The organism is Allopusillimonas soli (assembly GCF_004153445.1).
Classification (GTDB): Bacteria; Pseudomonadota; Gammaproteobacteria; order Burkholderiales; family Burkholderiaceae_B; genus Allopusillimonas; species Allopusillimonas soli.
In genome coordinates this window covers 158,463-176,665 of sequence record NZ_SDQC01000005.1, presented here as the reverse complement: position 1 = coordinate 176,665, position 18,203 = coordinate 158,463, and the positions used below count along the sequence as shown (strand labels likewise).

17 protein-coding genes are annotated in these 18,203 nt (G+C 62.1%); 13 read left to right on the top strand and 4 right to left on the bottom strand.

Annotated elements, in window-relative coordinates; all coding sequences use genetic code 11:
- The first annotated feature begins 17 nt into the window (after window positions 1-17).
- Genes lepB through rarD form a run of 6 tightly spaced genes read left to right on the top strand, consistent with a single transcriptional unit; the run spans window position 18 to window position 4,667 of the window.
- On the top strand, window positions 18-905 hold the full coding sequence (gene lepB, locus ERD78_RS15735; RefSeq protein WP_129970283.1) for a signal peptidase I: 888 nt from the start codon (window positions 18-20) through the stop codon (window positions 903-905).
- Window positions 905-1,663 (top strand): ribonuclease III, encoded by a 759-nt coding sequence (rnc, locus tag ERD78_RS15730; RefSeq protein WP_129970282.1) that lies wholly within the window; start codon window positions 905-907, stop codon window positions 1,661-1,663. Before lepB ends, rnc begins: the two co-directional genes overlap by 1 nt.
- Window positions 1,660-2,547 (top strand): GTPase Era, encoded by an 888-nt coding sequence (gene era, locus ERD78_RS15725; protein ID WP_129970281.1) that lies wholly within the window; start codon window positions 1,660-1,662, stop codon window positions 2,545-2,547. Before rnc ends, era begins: the two co-directional genes overlap by 4 nt.
- Entirely contained in the window at window positions 2,540-3,124 is a 585-nt protein-coding gene (gene recO / locus ERD78_RS15720; protein WP_129970280.1) for a DNA repair protein RecO, read from the top strand. Before era ends, recO begins: the two co-directional genes overlap by 8 nt.
- On the top strand, window positions 3,121-3,759 hold the full coding sequence (locus tag ERD78_RS15715; protein ID WP_129970279.1) for a PIN domain-containing protein: 639 nt from the start codon (window positions 3,121-3,123) through the stop codon (window positions 3,757-3,759). The genes recO and ERD78_RS15715 overlap by 4 nt, the downstream gene beginning before the upstream one ends.
- On the top strand, window positions 3,756-4,667 hold the full coding sequence (rarD, locus tag ERD78_RS15710) for an EamA family transporter RarD (RefSeq protein ID WP_129970278.1): 912 nt from the start codon (window positions 3,756-3,758) through the stop codon (window positions 4,665-4,667). The genes ERD78_RS15715 and rarD overlap by 4 nt, the downstream gene beginning before the upstream one ends.
- Window positions 4,668-4,701: 34 nt before the next feature.
- Here rarD and ERD78_RS15705 read toward each other — a convergent pair whose 3' ends face one another.
- The 3 genes from ERD78_RS15705 to ERD78_RS15695 all read right to left on the bottom strand — a co-directional run bounded on the left by ERD78_RS15705 (window position 4,702) and on the right by ERD78_RS15695 (window position 7,517).
- Window positions 4,702-5,406: a Bax inhibitor-1/YccA family protein gene (locus ERD78_RS15705; protein WP_129970277.1), complete on the bottom strand. Its 705-nt coding sequence runs from the start codon at window positions 5,404-5,406 to the stop codon at window positions 4,702-4,704.
- A gap of 81 nt (window positions 5,407-5,487) precedes the next feature.
- Complete coding sequence (locus ERD78_RS15700; protein ID WP_129970276.1) at window positions 5,488-6,009, bottom strand: DNA polymerase III subunit chi; 522 nt, start codon at window positions 6,007-6,009, stop codon at window positions 5,488-5,490.
- Window positions 6,010-6,011: 2 nt separating this feature from the next.
- The gene (locus ERD78_RS15695) at window positions 6,012-7,517 is read right to left on the bottom strand and encodes a leucyl aminopeptidase (protein ID WP_129970275.1); all 1,506 of its coding nucleotides are present in this window, start codon (window positions 7,515-7,517) and stop codon (window positions 6,012-6,014) included.
- A gap of 56 nt (window positions 7,518-7,573) precedes the next feature.
- Between ERD78_RS15695 and lptF the strand changes: the two genes are divergently transcribed.
- Window positions 7,574-8,695 (top strand): LPS export ABC transporter permease LptF, encoded by a 1,122-nt coding sequence (gene lptF, locus ERD78_RS15690; protein WP_129970274.1) that lies wholly within the window; start codon window positions 7,574-7,576, stop codon window positions 8,693-8,695.
- A gap of 46 nt (window positions 8,696-8,741) precedes the next feature.
- Here the strand turns inward: lptF and ERD78_RS15685 are convergent, their stop codons facing one another.
- A complete protein-coding gene (locus tag ERD78_RS15685) occupies window positions 8,742-9,116 on the bottom strand; it encodes a DUF423 domain-containing protein (protein WP_129970273.1) in 375 nt (124 codons plus the stop codon).
- An 82-nt stretch (window positions 9,117-9,198) separates the two neighbouring features.
- On the opposite strand from ERD78_RS15685, the gene ERD78_RS15680 reads away from it, so the two are divergent.
- The 6 genes from ERD78_RS15680 (at window position 9,199) to ERD78_RS15655 (ending at window position 18,188) form a co-directional block, all read left to right on the top strand.
- Window positions 9,199-10,878, top strand: a complete 1,680-nt coding sequence (locus tag ERD78_RS15680; protein WP_129970272.1) for an isovaleryl-CoA dehydrogenase — start codon at window positions 9,199-9,201, stop codon at window positions 10,876-10,878.
- Between the two features lie 149 nt (window positions 10,879-11,027).
- The gene (locus tag ERD78_RS15675; protein ID WP_245152500.1) at window positions 11,028-11,666 is read left to right on the top strand and encodes a thermonuclease family protein; all 639 of its coding nucleotides are present in this window, start codon (window positions 11,028-11,030) and stop codon (window positions 11,664-11,666) included.
- Between the two features lie 110 nt (window positions 11,667-11,776).
- Window positions 11,777-13,987 (top strand): ABC transporter substrate-binding protein, encoded by a 2,211-nt coding sequence (locus ERD78_RS15670; RefSeq protein ID WP_129970554.1) that lies wholly within the window; start codon window positions 11,777-11,779, stop codon window positions 13,985-13,987.
- On the top strand, window positions 13,984-14,961 hold the full coding sequence (locus ERD78_RS15665; RefSeq protein WP_129970271.1) for an ABC transporter permease: 978 nt from the start codon (window positions 13,984-13,986) through the stop codon (window positions 14,959-14,961). The genes ERD78_RS15670 and ERD78_RS15665 overlap by 4 nt, the downstream gene beginning before the upstream one ends.
- A 3-nt stretch (window positions 14,962-14,964) precedes the next feature.
- A complete protein-coding gene (locus ERD78_RS15660) occupies window positions 14,965-16,440 on the top strand; it encodes an ABC transporter permease (protein ID WP_129970270.1) in 1,476 nt (491 codons plus the stop codon).
- Entirely contained in the window at window positions 16,437-18,188 is a 1,752-nt protein-coding gene (locus ERD78_RS15655; RefSeq protein WP_245152499.1) for an ABC transporter ATP-binding protein, read from the top strand. The genes ERD78_RS15660 and ERD78_RS15655 overlap by 4 nt, the downstream gene beginning before the upstream one ends.
- The last annotated feature ends 15 nt before the right edge of the window (window positions 18,189-18,203 follow it).

The window sequence follows — 18,203 nt, the reverse complement described above, 5'->3', positions numbered from 1 at the left end:
AACAAGGTGAAGTGGGCATGAGCTGGGATTTTGCGCTGATACTATTTTTGTTGCTGGTTGTTACAGGTGTGGTCTGGTGCCTGGATTTTTTCTGCCTTCGACGGCGCCGCAGAGCCAATGCCGTGGCTGCCATGGCGGCCACGGCACCCGCGGTGCAAGGCCTGGGCGAAGGCGAGGCCACGCGCATACGGCAAGAAGCCTATGACCAGGCCATCAAGGCGCCGTGGTGGGTCGAGTATTGCGTCAGCTTTTTCCCTGTCATCCTCTTTGTCTTTTTGCTGCGCTCCTTTGTCGTCGAGCCTTTTCGCATTCCCTCCGGGTCCATGCTGCCCACGTTACAGGATGGCGACCTGATTCTGGTCAACAAGTTTCAATATGGCATACGCCTGCCCATTATCGACCAGAAGATCATCGATATAGGTACGCCGCAGCGTGGGGACGTCATGGTTTTCCGTTATCCGGTGGATCCGGATGTCGACTACATCAAGCGGGTAGTGGGCTTGCCCGGCGATGTTGTACAGTATAGAAACAAAGTACTGTCCATCAATGGCAAGGAGGTGGCCCACATGCGCGACGGCGACTTCTTCGAGCCTGATCGCTCTTCATATGTCGGGCGCTACACCGAGCAACTGGGCAAGGTATCGCACAGCATTCTGCTCAACAAGCGGGCTCGCCAGGACTATATGCCCATTACCGACTACCCCTATCGCGACAACTGCGAATATCTGTCCGACGGGGTGCGCTGCACGGTGCCCGCGGATCATTATTTCATGATGGGCGATAATCGCGACAACAGCCTGGACAGTCGCTACTGGGGGTTTGTGCCAGACCAGAACATTGTCGGGCGGGCTTTCTTCATCTGGATGAACTTCGGCTCACCCAGCCGTATAGGCGGGTTTCACTGATGTCTGGCCCTGACTCCCTGCAAGCGGACCTGGCCTATCGGTTCGGCAGCGCGGCGTTGCTTGAACAGGCTTTGACGCACCGCAGCCACAGCGCGCGCCACAATGAGCGCTTGGAGTTTCTGGGCGATTCCGTGCTGAATTTTGTCGTGGCGGCGCTGTTGTTCAAGCGTTTTCCCCGCATCGATGAGGGCGACCTGTCGCGGCTGCGTGCCAATCTGGTCAAGCAGGCAGCCCTGGCCGAGATTGCGGGCCGGCTCCAGCTGTCGCAGTATCTGCGTCTGGGGGAGGGGGAGCTCAAAAGTGGCGGCTTTCGCCGGCCTTCCATCCTGGCCGATGCGGTCGAGGCTATTTTTGGCGCCGTGTTTCTGGACGGCGGATTCGATGCCGCGCAAAAGGTCATTGAGCACCAGTATGAGCCGATACTGCAAAATGTAGACCCCAAGACCTTGGGAAAAGATCCCAAAACCCTGCTTCAGGAGCTGTTGCAGGGACGCAAGCTGGACCTGCCTACTTATACCGTTTTGGCCACGCATGGCGCCGCGCACAGCCAGACCTTCGAGGTGGAGTGCCGCGTGCCCAAGCTTGATATACAGGTTACAGCGGGCGGTGCCAGCCGCCGCGCCGCCGAGCAACTGGCTGCGGAAAAGGCTATCGCTGCCGTCAAGGCGCTGGCGCCGGCCCGTACGGGGCGCGGTGCCCGGCCACGCAAGTCGGCGCAACTGACGCTACCCGTCGCCGTCGCCCAGGAGAAAAAATGACTGAACCCACCCGCTGCGGCTTCGTGGCGGTCATAGGCCGGCCAAATGTCGGCAAATCCACATTGGTCAATGCCTTGATAGGCAGCAAGGTTTCCATTGTGTCGCGCAAGGCGCAGACCACGCGCCATCGCATCCATGGTGTGCTGACGCGCGGCCGGGATCAGTACGTGTTTGTGGATACGCCGGGCTTTCAGACCCGTCATGGTGGCGCGATGAACCGCATGATGAACCGGGTTGTCACCCGCACGTTGGCCGAGGTTGACGTGGTCGTGCATGTGGCGGAGGCCGGGAAATGGTCTTCAGGCGATGCCCAGGTGCTGCCGCTGCTGCCTGATCCGGCCAAGACCATACTGGCCGTCAACAAGGTGGATGCCTTGCGCAACAAGAATGACATGTTCGCCTATGTTGGCAAGATCATGTCGCAGTTCACGTATGGCGCGGTTGTGCCGGTCAGTGCGCTGCGCGGCGTGCAGCTTGAGAATCTTCTTGCGGAAATCGCCGATCGCCTGCCCGCCGGAGAGCATATGTTCGAAGCGGATGCGCTCACGGACAGGCCAGTGCGCTTCATCGCCGCTGAAATCCTGCGCGAGAAAATATTTCGTCTCGTGGGCGATGAGCTACCCTACGGCTGCACCGTCGTGATTGAGCAATGGGACGAAACCGAAGAGGGCGCGCGCATTGCCGCCTGCATTGTCGTGGAGCGCGAGGCGCACAAGCCGATACTGTTGGGGGCGGGTGGCGCGCACATGAAGCGCATTGCCACGGAAGCCCGGCAGGACATGCTCAAGCTGCTTGAAAAGCCCGTGCATCTGGATGTGTACATCAAGGTGCGCAAGGGTTGGTCGGAGAGGGAGAGCGCGCTGCGCGAATTGGGCTATGAGTAAGCGTGCGTTGCGCGTGCAGGATGCGGCGGGCTATTTGCTGCATGCGGCGGCGTGGCGTGAAACGTCCCTCATTATCCAGGTTTTCACGCGTTCGCACGGCGTGGTGGCCTTGGTGGCCAAGGGAGCCAAACGCCCGCATTCGGTATTGCGGCCCGTGCTCAGCGCCTTTCAACCGCTATTGCTGTCATGGAGCGGCTCCGGCGAGGTCAAGACGCTTACTCGCGCCGAATCGGCCGGCATTCGTCCCCTGTCGGGGCGGGCACATATGTCGGCCTGGTACATGAATGAATTGCTGCTGCGCCTGCTGCCGCGTGAAGATGCGCATCCCTTGCTCTTTGATGCTTATGACGAGGCCTTGCTGCTGCTGACCGGCCAGCGCGGCGCCGCCAGTGCCTTACGGCGTTTTGAGTGGGTCTTGCTCAACGAGACAGGATACGGTGTGGATGAGCCCATGCCTGATTTTCAGAATCCGGAGACCGAGCCCGCTGTGCGCCAGGCGCTGCGCCAGCGTCTTGATGCCTTGCTGCAGCATCCTCTGCAGACGCGCAAGATATTGATGGAGCTACAGAAATATTGAACGCGGTACCTCGAATACTGATTCTCGACACTTGCACGCTGATTTCCAGCGTCTTGCGCCGGGGCTTGGTGCGCCTGGGGCAGGCGGGCTGCTTCGACGTTGCCTGGAGCACAGTGATAGGCGATGAGTGGCGCCGCAATGCGGCGCGTGTCTGGAAGATAAGCACTCAGGATGTCCAGCGGGAATGGGAATGCCTGCAACAAGCCTGCCCACTGGCCGACCAGGGCGATGTCACGGCCTTCAAGCAGGGGCTGGAGCACAGCGATCCCAAGGATTGGCATGTCATCGCTGCGGCCCGCAAGGCCAAGGCCGGGGCGGCGCAGGATTGCACGGTGGGCATTGTGACTCGCAATGTCCGCGATTTCCATCGGGCCGAGCTGCGCCATCTGGGCATTGCGCTTCTGGATCCAGATCAGTTGCTGGTGCGCTGCCTGGAAGCCTATCCGACACAAACACGGGATATGGTGGCCGACATGCCTGGCTACGTGCGCCAGTACCAAGAACGCGCGCCCTCGATTGTCGATATATTGAAGCGCGAGCGCCTGTTCAGGTTCGCCAAGCTCTGGCTGGCCCAAGATGATGCGCCGGCGCAAACTTTGTCATCGCCATCCCGGTCAAGCGGATCGTCACCATGAGGTTGGGAGTCGGATTCTCGATTCTGTCGTCCTGCCTGTTCGCCTTGCTTTACTTTTATACAACATTGCTGGCGCCCATGACGGGGGCTCAGATCTTTGCATGGCGGATATTGTTGGCGCTGCCCGCCCTGGCGATTATCCTGGCCCGTGGCCGGGCATGGGGGCAGGTCAGGGAGATTACCGGCAGGCTGCGCCGCGAGCGCCTTCTGTGGCTGTGGTTGCCACTGAGCGCGGGACTGATTGGTGTACAGTTCTGGCTGTTTGTCTGGGCGCCTGTCAACCAGAAGGCCCTCGATGTGGCCATGGGCTACTTTCTGTTGCCGCTGTCCATGGCATTGCTGGGCCGAATCGCCTATAAGGAGCGCCTGAGCAGGACGCAGCATGTTGCCATTCTTGTGGCCGCCCTGGGGGTGGCCCACGAGCTGTTGCATACGGGCGCTTTCTCTTGGGCCACGGCAATCGTGGTTCTGGGGTATCCGCCTTATTTTGCGCTGCGGCGCTATTTGCGAGCAGGCTCCATGGGTATGCTGTGGTTTGACATGCTGCTGCTGGCGCCGGTTGCTTTGCTGGTTCTACTGGCGGCTGGGCCTGCGCCAGGCGCGGCGCAGCGCAATGGCTTTGGCCTGCTGATTGCCTATCCGGCGCTGATTCTGCTGGTGCTGCTGCTGGGCATTATCAGCTCGGTTGCCGTGGCGGCCTATATTTCGGCCAGCCGCATCCTGCCCTTGGGGCTGTTTGGCTTGCTTGGATATGTGGAGCCCGTGTTGTTGTTCTGGGTATCGGTGCTCTTTCTGGGCGAACCCGTGTCGGGCCAGGCGCTGCTGACCTATGTGCCTATCTGGCTGGCAGTAATGCTGATCGCGGGAGAGGCTGGGGTTGCGTGGCTGGCTAAAAAAAACCGGGCCTGAGCCCGGTTTGTGCAAGGCTGCAGATGCAGCGTCCCTATTCGCGATTGCCCCCGAACACGCCCAGCAGCATGAGCAGGTTGGCAAAAATATTGTAAAGGTCCAGGTAAATGGCCAGCGTGGCCGAAATGTAATTGGTTTCCCCGCCGTTGATAACGCGCTGCAGATCGACCAGCAGCAGGGCGGAGAATATGCCGATGGCCAGCACCGAAACCGTTAGCATGAGCGCGGGCAGTTGCAGGAAGATATTGGCCAGCGATGCCACGATCAGCATGACCACGCCAATGAACAGGAATTTCTGCATCCCCGAGAAGTCGCGTTTGCTGGTGCTGGCGACGCTGGCCATCACGCCGAATACGGCGGCCGTGCCGCCAAAGGCCAGCATGATGAGCTGAGAGCCATTTTGCAGGCCGATGACATGGCCCAGCAGGCGCGACAGCATGATACCCATGAAAAACGTGAATGCGAGCAGCAAGGCCACACCAAGCGAGCTGTTTTTGTTGCGCTCTATCATGTACATGAGGCCGAAGGCGCCGATAAGGAATACGATGGCGCTGGTGCCTGGGCTGGCGCCCATGACCTGATTGATGCCTGTATTTAGCCCGACCAGCGCGCCCAGCACAGTGGGCACCATGGAGGCAGCCAGCAGCCAGTACGTATTGCGCATGACGCGATTGCGCATGACCTGGCTTGCACTGCCGTAGTGGCCGCGGTCGACGGCGGTTTGACGGAAGTCGGTCATAGATGATTCCTTCTTGAAGTAAATACTTTGTTGCAAGAGTACCTTACAAATAACTGAACATGCAAGTGCGCTGTGCGCCTTTCAGGGCTGGCGGCCAGATACGTCGTGCGCATGCAGCGCATGGCCGCTTGCGTGGTACTGGCGCCATCGAGCCCGAGCCTGTTGCCGGTCGTCTTCCTGATTGGATACGATTTCCAGTATACGCCCGAACACGGGCGCTTCAGGCGGGCAGTCGTGGTCCAGATTCAACAGCCACCAGCTGTCCGTCGTATCGACCGGCTTCGGGCTGAAAGGTTCCTGTTCCGCCGGCGGACCGCCCCCGTCGGGCTTGGCGTCAAGCGAGCTGCCGGCAGCCGGCAAGGATGCCAGGGACGTGGCCAGCAGAACCGGGGTATCTTGCGCCAGCGGATCGTCCGCCATGACGTGCGGCACGAAGGCCGTGGCGTCAAACCCCCATAGCAGGCGGTCAAAGCGGACCAGGTGCTGCATGTCGCGCGTATACACCACTACGCGCCGCCCGGCCGCATGATGCTTGCGCACGACCTCGCAGGCCATGCGCAGCCGGTCGGAAGCGCCGAAGGCGAAATCGACGCGCGTGGCCATGCTCAGGCAGCCTCCGCCAGCAGATAATGAACCAGCAGGGGGACGGGGCGCCCCGACGCACCCTTGTTTTTGCCGCTGCGCCAGGCGGTTCCCGCGATATCCAGGTGCGCCCACGGATAGCTTTCGGCAAAGCGTGACAGGAAGCAGGCCGCGGTGACAGCGCCCCCATCGCGCCCGCCGATATTGGCCATGTCGGCGAAATTGGACTGGAGCTGCGCCTGATAGGCGTCTTCGAGCGGCATGCGCCATGCGGTGTCGCCCGCCTCGCGGCCAGCCTTGAGCAGGCCATCGGCCAGCGCATCATTCTTGCTGAACAGGCCGGTGTTGACGTGCCCCAGCGCCACGACGCAGGCGCCCGTGAGCGTTGCGATGTCGATAACGGCGGCGGGCTTGAAGCGTTCCGCGTAGGTGAGGGCATCGCACAGCACAAGCCGGCCTTCGGCATCGGTGTTCAGGATCTCTATGGTCTGGCCCGACATGCTGGTGACAATGTCGCCGGGCTTGTTTGCCCGTCCGCTGGGGAGATTCTCGCAGGAAGCGATCAGGCCGATGACCTCCCGGTCGAGCTCGAGTTCGGCCGCCGCCCGCAAGGTGCCCAGTACCGTGGCGGCGCCGCACATGTCGTACTTCATTTCGTCCATGGCCGCCGCCGGCTTGAGCGAGATGCCGCCCGCGTCGAAGGTGATGCCCTTGCCCACAAGGACTATGGGCGGCTTGCGCTTGCGAGACGCCCCACGCGCGGCGGCGGGTGTATGCTTGAGGATGATGAAGGCGGGCGGTTCGTAGGAGCCGCGCGCCACGGACAGGAAGGATCCCATCTTCAAGGCTTCGATGCCCTTGCGGTCCAGCACTTCCGCCTTCAGGCTCTTGAACTCGCGCGCCAGCTTGCGGGCCGTCTGGCCTAGATAAGAAGGGGTGCAGACATTGGCCGGCAGATCGCCCAGCAGGCGGGTGAGATTCATGCCATTGCCAATGGCGCGCCCTTCGGCCAGCCCTTGTTGAGCTTGCGCGGACTGGGCGCGAGTGACTGACAGAGCCAGCTTGCGCAGGCGCGGCGGCGTTTCCTTGCGCTTGCCGAAGGTGGCATCGTAGTGGTAGACCGCGCGAAGGGCGGCTGTGGCGGCGGCGCGGGCGCGGTCGCGCAACGTTGTATCGGCGCATTCCGTGGCTGCCAGTGTGGTGACGGCCTCGGCGATTTCCGCCTGGACGCAGTAGCGTGCAAAGGCATGCTCGGCATCCGCCTGTACGGAGGCGCTGTAGGCGTCCTGTTTCCCGAGGCCCACGAGCACGACACGTGCGGCGGTCACGCCCTTGGGAGTATGCAGTGCCAGGTGGGTGCCGGGCTTGCCATTGAATTCTGATTTGACGATATCCCGGATCGCGCCATCGCTGGCACGGTCGATGACATCGGCGGCCGGAGTGAGAATGCCGTCGGAAAATACCCCGACGGCGAGAGCCGCTGTCTTGATTTGATGCAAAGAAGCCGAGGTCTGTGTGCTAAATTCCATGCAAATTTCCCGGAAGTGTCTGAAAGGATACTGACGATTATCCTTCATATTCTCTCATGACCCTATTCAAGCGTTCCGTCGTCTCGGAAATCATGAGCCATGCCGGCGTGGTGTTCTCCACCCTGCTGGTGGTATGGCTCAGCGTCCTGCTCGTCCGGCTGCTGGGCGAAGCGGCCAATGGCAGCATCGGGGCGGATGTCGTGTTCGGGCTGGCCACGTTTTCCAGCATCACGGCGCTGCCCGTCATTTTGTCGGTGTCGCTGTTCATTGCCGTGCTCACGACCGTCACCCGCAACTTCCGTGAGTCCGAAATGGTGGTGTGGTTTGCCAGCGGCCTGTCGCTCAAGGACTGGATAGGGCCGGTGTTGCGTTGCGCGGTCCCGGTAGCCGTGGTTATTTCCATACTGACCTTGATGGCCTCGCCGTGGGCTTACCGGCAGATCAGCGAGTATCGGCAGCGCTATGAGCAGCGCTCGGACTTGGCCAAGGTCACGGTGGGGCAGTTCATAGAGACCGAGCACGGAGACCGCGTGTTCTTTGCCGAGGAGCCGGCAAAGAAAGGCGAGGAAATGGGCAATATCGTGGCGCGGGTGCTGGACGGCGACTGGCTCAGCGTTATCACCGCGCAGAGCGCTTCCATTGAAACGGAGCCGAACGGCGATCGCTTCCTGGTCTTGAGTTCCGGCCATCGTTATGATCTGAAGCCGGGCATGCCGGAGTTTCGCATGGTGGACTTTCAGCGCTATGGCATTCGTCTCGAGAACCGGTCGGAGGCCAGCTCCGCGGAGGCTGTGCGGCGCCTTGCCGAAAGCAAGATGAAGGCGCGGCCCACCATGCAATTGTTTGACGATGATAACGATAATGCGCGCTCGCAGATCATGTGGCGCCTCGCGCTGCCCTTGGCCGCGCTCAACCTTGCATTGCTGGCCATTCCGCTTGGCGCTGTCAATCCGCGCCTGGGACGTTCGGGCGATATCCTCATTGCCGGGCTGGTCGGGTTGCTGTACATGAACCTCATCAATCTGTCGCGTGGCTGGATAGGTAGCGGCATACTGGACTACCGCCTTGGCCTATGGCTGGTGCATGCGATCTTCGCGCTGCTGATGTGCTTCATGATGTGGCGCAAGCTGCGCGTGCGGCCGCCTCGCCGGCCCAAGGGCGGTGCGGGCAGGGCCTGAGGAGGCGGGGCGCGAATGACCCGCGTTCCCGGGCTTCATGCCGGTGTCATCCCGCGCGCAGCGCGCCCCAGGCAACCATGGCCCATGCCACCAGAAATGCCAGGCCGCCCAGGGGCGTGATGGCGCCGAGCCAGCCCGCACCCGTGAGCACCAGCACGTAGAGGCTGCCGCTGAACACCAGCACGCCGGCGAACATGATCTTGCAGGCCAGCGCCATGAGCGGAGCCCCGTGCTGGCCTGCAAGAACGGCTATCAGCAGCATGCCCAGCCCATGCACAAGCTGGTAGAGCACGGCGGTATGCCATACAGCCAGCATGTCGGCAGCGACCATGCGCTTGAGCGCATGCGCACCGAAGGCGCCGGCTGCCACGCCGGTCAGCAGCAGGAGTGCGGCAAGGGCGATGAGGAAGCGGTGGGGCATGACGCGGTTTCCTTGATATCATGACGAGAGAGCGGGCTGCTACTGTAGCAGGACTGTCGCGTACCATACAACGAGGCGCGTCATGAGCTGGATAACCCACACCGTCAGCAATCAGCCGCCCGAGTTGGGCGACTACAATCTGTTCGACACCGATGTCGCGCTTGCCGAGGGCGTGCGGCGCGAGGGGGCGGACGCGCGGGCTGCTTCGGCGCTGTCTGCCTATGGCGAAGCCCTGGGCCGGCGGGAGTGCCTTGAGCTGGCGCATCAGGCCAACCGCTGCGGACCCGAGCTCGAAGCCTATGATCGCCAGGGGCGGCGTGTGGACCGCGTTCATTTCCATCCCGCCTGGCATCATTTCATGGCGATGGCTTTCGGGCAAGGGATGCATTGCAGCGCTTGGTCCGGGCCCGGCCCGGGCGCGCAGGTGGCGCGGGCCGCGGCCTACCTTGTCCATGGGCAGATCGAGGCCGGGTCGCTGTGCCCCACGACCATGACCTCGGCGGCCATTCCCGTACTGCGTAACGAGCCGATTTTCGATACGCTGCGGGGCTTTCTCTATTCGCGACACTTCGATGGCCGCGATATGCCGCTCAAGGACAAGCTGTCCATGACGATAGGCATGGGCATGACGGAAAAACAGGGCGGATCCGACTTGCGGGCGAACACCACCCGGGCCACGCCCCTGGCAATGGGCGGACGCGGCGGCCATTACCGCATTACCGGCCATAAATGGTTCTTCTCCGCGCCGACGTCCGATGCGCATCTGGTGCTGGCACGCACGGCCGATGGCGAGGACGCTGGCTTTTCCTGCTTTTTTGTGCCGCGCTGGGTGGATGGAGACCGTAATGCCATTCACCTGCAGCGCCTCAAGGACAAACTGGGGAACCGCAGCAATGCCAGTGCCGAGGCCGAATTCCAGGATGCCCTGGGTGTGCTGGTCGGCGAGCCGGGCAAGGGCATTGCCACGCTTGTGCGCATGGCATCCTATACCCGCCTGGATTGCGTGCTGGGCAGCGCTGCGCTGCTACGCCAGGCGCTCGTGCAGGCGTTGCACCACGCGCGCCATCGCACGGCTTTCGGCAAGCCGCTGGCGGATCAGCCGCTCATGCAGACCGTGTTGGCTGATCTGGCGCTGGAAAGCGAAGCGGCGACCGTGCTTGCCTTGCGGTTGGCGCGTGCCTTTGATGCCGAGGCCGCCACGGATGCGGGGGCGGAGGAAGACGAGGCGCTGGTTGATCTGGCCCTGCGCCGCATTCTGACGCCGGCGGCCAAGTTCTGGATATGCAAGCGGGCCGTTGGCGGCATAGCCGAGTGCATGGAGGTGCTGGGCGGCAATGGATATATCGAGAACGGTCCCCTGGCCCGCCCGTACCGCGAGGCACCGGTGAATGCCATCTGGGAAGGCTCGGGCAATATCATGTGCCTGGACGTGCTGCGCGCCTGCGCGCGCGAGCCTCACGCCGTTCGGGCGCTTATGGGGCTGCTTGATCGTGTATTTACGCAGCGGCCTGCATTGCGCGAGCGCCTGCGTCCGCTTGCCGCGCATCTGGCGCGCGGCGGCGACGTTTCCCCTCATGCTCGGGCGATCGCACAGGAACTGGTCTTGCTGACCCAGGCCAGTCTGCTCATGCAACACGCGCCCTCGTTGGTTGCCGACGCCTTTATCGACACGCGTTTTGATCGTATGGGCGGGCTGTTTGGCACCGCGCCGTGCGATGACGAAAGCGCGCGCGCTCTGATCGCGCGCGCCTGGCCCCAGTAGCCCGCGCCCGGCCGAACTGATGCTCTGGCACCGACATGGGCGAGATGCGGGAATAACCGTCTGTTGTCTGCTGTCCCGACACCCTATAATCAGTGCGCCTGACTCATGATGGCTGGTCAGGGCATTGACGGCATGTTTTCGGGAGTGCAGTGAACAATTTTCTGAATTCATTATCGCGCCAGCTGGTCCGGGCGCTGATGGCCAGGCGCTGGGGGCGTGTGGCGGCGGTTGCCGTGGTGCTGGCCATTGCCGCGTATGCGGGCCTTTTTCCGGCGTTGAACGCCGATGCCCAGGCTGAGCGCCAGGATGCATCGCCGACGCAGCCGGGGTTTTCCCTGACGGGAAGCGTCGTGCATGTGGCCGACGGCGATACCTTTACGTTGCTTGTCAATGGCCGGCGCGAACGCATCCGCATGGCCAGTATTGACGCGCCCGAAACCACGAAGGATGCCGACCGTCCGGGGCAGCCTTATGCTCAGGCATCGCGCAAGGCGCTTTCCGATCTGCTGGCCGGCCGCACGCTGACATTGCAGTGCTACGAGCGCGATCGCTACGAGCGCAGCATCTGCAACGTACCCCTGCCGGACGGAAGCACTGCCAACCGGCGCCAGGTCGAGGCGGGCATGGCGTGGGCGAATATGGAAAAGCAAGGACGCTTCATGCGCGACGAATCCCTTCCGGAACTGGAAAACAAGGCGCGTGGGCAGAAGCTGGGCATTTGGCGCGACCAGGCGCCAGTACGGCCCTGGGAGTGGCGCTATCGCTGCTGGCAGAAGCAGCAGTGCTAAGTGGCGGCATAACCGGCCCTCGGCCATTTCGCATCGACCTTCGGGGGCTTTTCGCCAGCCGTGCGCCAGGGCGGTACGGCTGGCGCGACGGCGCCCCCCGCCTTGCGCGCATGGCCATCGGCGCCCTGGTGATCATTGCGCTTGCGTTGCTTCTTGCCGCGTGTTCACGTACGCCAGTCAATAGCCCCTATGCCAGCCGCGATGAAGCGCAGAACGTGCTCTACACCGCGTTCACGCAGCGTTCCCCCAAGTATCTTGACCCAGCCAGTTCATACTCGACGGACGAAACACCCTTTACCTATTCAATCTACGAGCCGCTCTATGGCTATCATTACCTGAAGCGTCCTTATGAGCTCATACCCGCCGCGGCGCAGGCCATTGCGCCACCTGTTTATTATGATGCGACCGGTCAGCGCCTGCCGGACGACGTGGCGGGCGAGCGGGTGGCGGTCAGCGTCTATGACATCCGCATCAAGCCTGGTATTCTTTTCGCCCCGCACCCCGCTTTCGCGCGCGACGCGTCGGGCGCCTATCTCTATTGGCCTCTCAAGCCTGGCCAGCTTGATGGCCGGTATGCCTTGACGGATTTTCCGCACACGGGCACGCGCGAGTTGATGGCATCCGATTACGTCTATGCATTCAAACGGCTTGCCAGCCCTAGGGTGGTATCGCCCATCTACAGCATCATGGCGGAGCATGTCATTGGCATGCGCGAGTTGGCCGGGCGCCTCAAGCAGGTGGATCAGTCGCTCAAGGCCGAGGCGGGCCAGGGTTACGTGCCCTGGATGGATTTGCGACGCGAGGACTTCGAGGGTGTGCAGGCGTTGGACGCGCACACGCTACGTATCAAGGTCAAGGGAAAATATCCACAATTCAAGTACTGGCTGGCCATGACATTCACCGCGCCCGTGCCTTGGGAGGCGGATCGCTTTTATCACCAGCAGGGCATGGCCGAACATAATCTGTCGTTGAATACCTGGCCGGCCGGCACCGGCCCCTATATGCTGGTCGAGTCCATTCCGAATCGGCGTCATGTGCTGGCGCGCAATCCGAATTATCGCGGCGAACCCTATCCTTGCGAGGGCGCGCCCGGCGATCGCGAGGCGGGCCTGCTCGACGACTGCGGCAAGAAGACGCCGTTCGTGGATCGCGTTGTGTTTTCCATCGAAAAGGAGAGCGTGCCCCTGATGGGTAAGTTCATCCAGGGCTATTATGATCTGCCTCAAGTAGAACGGGGCGAGTATGGCGTAGCCATGCACGTGGCCGCCGGAGATTCTCGAGAAAAGGCGGCGCTCTATGCCAGTCACGGCCTGCAGATACGCAGCGCGACGGAGCCGCAGATGTTTTACCTGGGCTTCAACTGGCTTGATCCCGTGGTGGGCGGCAGCGGCACGCCAGCGCAACAAGAAAAGAATCGCAAGCTGCGTCAGGCCGTCAGCATAGCCTTCGACTGGGAGCAGTTTGTCAGCATCTTCGAGAATGATCAGGCCCAGGTGGCATACGGCCCGGTACCGCCGGGTGTGCCGGGATATCAGGATTTGCCCGGTGGCCTGAACGAGTCGGTCTATACGCTGGAGAATGGCCATGCGATACGCAAGCCTATTGAAGAGGCCAAACGGTTGCTGGCGGAGGCGGGCTACCCCGATGGGCGCGATGCGCGCACCGGCCATCCACTCATTCTGCATTTCGATTCGGCGGGCGGGCGCGGATCCAGCGCCATGCTTGACTGGATGCGGCGCCAGCTGGGCAAGATCGGAGTGCAGCTTGAAGTGCGCGCCACCGACTACAACCGATTCCAGGACAAGATGCGTACCGGCAGTGCGCAGTTGTTCATGTGGGGATGGGTGGCCGATTATCCGGATGCGGAGAATTTTCTTTTCCTGCTCTATGGGCCGAATGCCAAGGCCAGTCATGGCGGTGAAAATGCCGCCAATTATCAGAACCCGGAATACGACAGGCTGTTCGAGCAGATGCGCTACCTGGATGACGGCCCTGAGAAGGCGACGCTGATCCATGAAATGGTGGACATCGTGCAGCGTGATGCGCCCTGGATGTTCGGCTATTTTCCAAAGCAGGGCGGTGCCTATCAGCCATGGGTGCACAATGCCAAGCCCACGCAAATGGTGCGCAATGTGCTTCAGTATCTGCGCATCGATCCACAACTGCGGGCCACAGATATCCGGCGATGGAACACGCCGGTATGGTGGCCTCTCTGGCTGCTTGCGGGCATGGCGCTGGTGTCCGTCGTGCTGGTCTGGCGGGCCGCGCGCCGGCGCGATCGCGCCGTGGCCGTGCGCCCCGCCCAGGGGAGCCGCCAATGATGCGCTACGTTGCCCGTCGCCTGCTGTATGGTGTGCTTATCCTGGTCGGCGTCAACCTTCTCACCTTTGTTCTGTTCTTTGCGGTCAACACGCCCGATGACATGGCGCGGCTGGCCATCGGAGGGCAGCGTGTCAGTCCGGAAGCGGTGGAGCGCTGGAAGGCGGAACGCGGCTACGACCGGCCGCTGTTCTTCAACAGCGATGCCGAGGGCGTGACGCAATGGACGGACACGATTTTCTATGCCCGCTCGGTGCCGCTGCTGCGATTCGACTTTGGTTTTTCGGATCAGGGGCATGACATCGGGCACGAGGTTGCAACGCGGATGATGCCCAGTCTGGCATTAGCTGTTCCCACTTTTTTGCTGGGTCTAGTCGCGTGTATTGCCTTCTCGCTGCTGCTGGTGTTTTTCCGTGGCTCCCGGCTGGACTTTGCAGGCGTGGTGGTCTGCGTTGTGCTGCTGTCCATTTCGGGGCTTTTCTATATCATTGCAGGCCAATGGCTGTTTGCGAAGATACTGCGATGGGTGCCGTATTCGGGCTACGTGGAGGGCTGGGAGAGCCTGCGCTTCCTGGTGCTGCCGGTGCTGGTGGGTATTCTGTCGGGCCTGGGCGGGCAGGCGCGCTTTTACCGCACCCTTTTTCTCGAGGAGGCGGGCAAGGATTATGTGCGGACTGCGCGCGCCAAGGGGCTGGGCGAGGCGGCCGTCCTGTTCAGGCACGTGTTAAGAAACGCCATGCTGCCCATTCTCACGGGCACAGTGTCCGCCATACCGCTTCTGTTCATGGGCAGCTTGATTTCCGAATCATTCTTCGGTATCCCGGGGCTTGGCAGCTATACCATCGATGCCATCAACGCGCAGGATTTTTCCATTGTGCGCGCCATGGTTTTTCTGGGATCTTCGCTCTATATCGTGGGACTCATTCTGGCTGATATTTCCTACACGATTGCCGACCCGCGCGTTCGATTCGAGTAGCCTATGCCCAAGTTCATTTTTTTCTGGACAGATATCTTCATCTACCTGCTATTGGCCGCGCTGCTGGCCTATGCATGGCGGGTGCGGGGCAGCACATCGCTGCGCCGCGCCTGGGGACAGGTGGCGCAGTCGCCTTCGGCGATGTGCGCCGCCGTGGTGCTTGCCTTCTTCGCGCTGGCCGGGATGCTCGACTCCGTGCATTATCAGCCGAGGCTACCGCCCGTTCCCGGGCAGGCGGCAGCCGCGCCGGTTTATGCGCCGATCGCGCGTTCCGCACTGGATGATCTGCTGGGGCTGACCCAGATGTCGGGGCAGGAGAAAACATATTCGGCCCCCCTGGCCATACGCCAGTTCACCAAAGAGACCGAACTGGTCCACGGCAGCCCGGTTCGCGACTTTCCGCGGCTCAAACACGCCGGGCAGGGCGTGCAGGATGGCGCCACGCACTGGCGCGATGTCTGGCTGCGTCTGGGCGCGGGGCTGGCCTGCGGGTTGATCGCGATGGCGGTTGCGGCCATGCTGCTTACGTTGTGCCATATGCGCACAAGACGCGCGGGGCAGGCCTGCCGGGCATGGTGGCACAATGAATCGGGCGTGCCCTGGCGCGCCATATGGCTAACGTTGTCCATTATTTTGATGCTTGCCTGCGTGGCCATCGCGCTTGGCACAAACTATCATGTGCTGGGTACAGACCGCAGCGGAAGAGACGTTTTGTGGCGCTGCATCAAGAGCATACGCACCGCGCTGGTCATCGGCACGCTGACCACGCTGGCCATGCTGCCGCCCGCGCTGTGTTTCGGTATCGCGGCCGGCTATTTCAAGGGGCGTGTCGACGATATCATCCAGTATATCTACACAACGCTGACCTCCATTCCGGGCGTTCTGCTGATTGCTGCGTGCGTGCTGATGATGCAGGTATACATCGATAAAAATCCGACGCTTTTCGACTCCATACAGGCAAGAGCCGACCTGCGCCTGTTTCTGCTTTGCATGATATTGGGGCTGACGGGCTGGGCCGGGCTGTGCAGGCTGCTGCGGGCCGAAACACTGAAGCTGCGCGAGCTGGAATATGTACAGGCGGCCCGTGCGTTCGGTGTTGGGCATTGGCGCATCATGAGGCGCCATTTGCTACCCAATGTCATGCACATAATCCTGATCACGTTGGTTCTCGAGTTTTCGGGCCTGGTGCTGTACGAGGCGGTGCTGTCCTATCTTGGCATAGGTGTTGATCCGAGTACACCGTCCTTCGGCACGATGATCGATGCGGCGCGGGTCGAAATGTCGCGCGATCCCATGATCTGGTGGAATCTGCTGGGCGCATTTGTATTCCTGCTGACGCTGGTGCTATCGGCCAATATCTTCGCCGATGCCGTGCAGGACGCCTTTGATCCGCGCATGCGTCGATTCCGCGTCAGCCGGCTGGCTGCGGCCCCATCGGCTCAACCCGCTGAGTCGCGGTCGAACGGGGCGCCGTCATGATGGCCGCCGGCGCATATCACCCCGGCGACGAAGGGCGGCCTGACGCGGTGTTGACCGTGCGTGAACTCTCCGTGCAGATAGCCGGCGAGACGGGCGTCCAGGAGGCTGTCAAGGCATTGAGCCTGACCATTGCGCGAGGGCAGACGTTTGCTCTGGTGGGAGAGTCCGGATGCGGCAAGAGCATGACGGCCCTGGCCTTGCTGCGTCTGTTGCCCGAGGCGGCGCGCATAGGGGCGGGCCGTGTTTGGCTGGACGACACGGAGCTCAACAGCCTGCCAGAGCGCGGTATGCGGGCAGTCCGTGGCGGCCAGGCAGGTATTATTTTCCAGGAGCCATCCACTAGCCTGAATCCCGTCATGACCGTGGGGCAGCAATTAAGCGAAACATTGCGCGTTCATACGTCATACCGGGGGAAGGCCCAGGAAGCGCGCGCCGCCTGGTGGCTGGAGCGGGTGGGCATTCCGCAGGCGCGGCAGCGGCTGAAGGATTACCCGCATCAATTTTCCGGCGGCCAGAAGCAGCGCATCATGATCGCCATTGCGTTGGCAGCGGAGCCTAGGCTGCTCATTGCCGACGAACCCACCACGGCGCTTGATGTGACGGTACAGGCGCAGATACTGGATTTGCTGGCGGACATTCAGCGAGACATGGGGCTGGCCCTGCTGCTTATCACGCATGACCTGGCCGTGGTCAAAAATGTGGCGGATCAGGTCGCCTTGATGCGGGCCGGCGAGATCGTGGAGACGTCTGCCGCGGCACAGTTCTTTGACAATCCCCGGCATCCTTATGCGCGGGAATTGCTGTCGGCCATTCCGGGTCTTGCCAAGCGCGGGCGGCGATTGTCGGGCGGATCGCACCGGGCTCGGAATGAGGGGCAGGCTGGCGCCGCGCCCGGCGGCGAACCAGCGCCGCTAGAAGGTACCGCGGCCGGCAAGCAGGCGCGGGCGGCGGGCGCGGTCTTGCTGGAAGTCAGGAATTTGTCTGTGGAATATGCTGGAAAACGGCGCTGGTTTGGCCAAGGCCGTGCTGGCCTGCATGTCGTCCGGGATGTCGGCTTCACGTTGCGGCCCCGGGAAACGCTGGCACTGCTGGGCGAGTCGGGATGTGGCAAGACAACAACAGCCAAGGCCTTGCTTCGGCTGCTGGAGAAACAGGCCATCGTTCGCGGGCAGGCCTTGATGGAGGGCGTGGATCTGATAAAGGCCCGTGGTGCTGGGCTCAAGCGCCTGCGACGGCATATTCAGATCGTGTTCCAGGATCCCTATGCGTCGTTGGACCCGCGCATGCTGGTGGGCGAGATTCTTGAAGAAGGCGTGGCGGCGCTGCATCCTGAACGATCTCGCACGCAGCGGCAAAATCTCATCCGTGGCCTGCTCGATCGCGTGGGCCTGCCCAGGGATACCGCCGCCCGATATCCGCATGAGTTCTCGGGCGGCCAGCGCCAGCGTATCGCCATTGCACGGGCGCTTGCGGTGGAGCCCAGGGTTCTGGTTTGCGACGAGCCAACCTCAGCGCTGGATGTATCGGTTCAGGCTCAGATTCTCGATCTGTTGCGGGAGCTGCAGGCGGAGTTCGGCATAGCCTATCTGTTCATCACGCATAATTTCGGCGTCGTGGAGTACTTGGCCGACCGTATCGCAGTCATGCATGAAGGACGCATCGTAGAGTCCGGGCCGGCACAGACAGTACTGGCGCAGCCTGCCGATGCGCAGACGCGCCGGCTGCTGCAGGCCGTTCCCCGCCTGTAGTTCGTTTGCTGCAAG

Bases quoted from the DNA above. Each gene is read 5' to 3' on its own strand.
- lepB (WP_129970283.1), top strand. From the start codon at position 18: ATGAGCTGGGATTTTGCGCTGATACTATTTTTGTTGCTGGTTGTTACA.
- rnc (WP_129970282.1), top strand. From the start codon at position 905: ATGTCTGGCCCTGACTCCCTGCAAGCGGACCTGGCCTATCGGTTCGGC.
- era (WP_129970281.1), top strand. From the start codon at position 1,660: ATGACTGAACCCACCCGCTGCGGCTTCGTGGCGGTCATAGGCCGGCCA.
- recO (WP_129970280.1), top strand. From the start codon at position 2,540: ATGAGTAAGCGTGCGTTGCGCGTGCAGGATGCGGCGGGCTATTTGCTG.
- rarD (WP_129970278.1), top strand. From the start codon at position 3,756: ATGAGGTTGGGAGTCGGATTCTCGATTCTGTCGTCCTGCCTGTTCGCC.
- ERD78_RS15705 (WP_129970277.1), bottom strand. From the start codon at position 5,406: ATGACCGACTTCCGTCAAACCGCCGTCGACCGCGGCCACTACGGCAGT.
- ERD78_RS15700 (WP_129970276.1), bottom strand. From the start codon at position 6,009: ATGGCCACGCGCGTCGATTTCGCCTTCGGCGCTTCCGACCGGCTGCGC.
- ERD78_RS15695 (WP_129970275.1), bottom strand. From the start codon at position 7,517: ATGGAATTTAGCACACAGACCTCGGCTTCTTTGCATCAAATCAAGACA.
- lptF (WP_129970274.1), top strand. From the start codon at position 7,574: ATGACCCTATTCAAGCGTTCCGTCGTCTCGGAAATCATGAGCCATGCC.
- ERD78_RS15685 (WP_129970273.1), bottom strand. From the start codon at position 9,116: ATGCCCCACCGCTTCCTCATCGCCCTTGCCGCACTCCTGCTGCTGACC.
- ERD78_RS15680 (WP_129970272.1), top strand. From the start codon at position 9,199: ATGAGCTGGATAACCCACACCGTCAGCAATCAGCCGCCCGAGTTGGGC.
- ERD78_RS15670 (WP_129970554.1), top strand. From the start codon at position 11,777: ATGGCCATCGGCGCCCTGGTGATCATTGCGCTTGCGTTGCTTCTTGCC.
- ERD78_RS15665 (WP_129970271.1), top strand. From the start codon at position 13,984: ATGATGCGCTACGTTGCCCGTCGCCTGCTGTATGGTGTGCTTATCCTG.
- ERD78_RS15660 (WP_129970270.1), top strand. From the start codon at position 14,965: ATGCCCAAGTTCATTTTTTTCTGGACAGATATCTTCATCTACCTGCTA.
- ERD78_RS15655 (WP_245152499.1), top strand. From the start codon at position 16,437: ATGATGGCCGCCGGCGCATATCACCCCGGCGACGAAGGGCGGCCTGAC.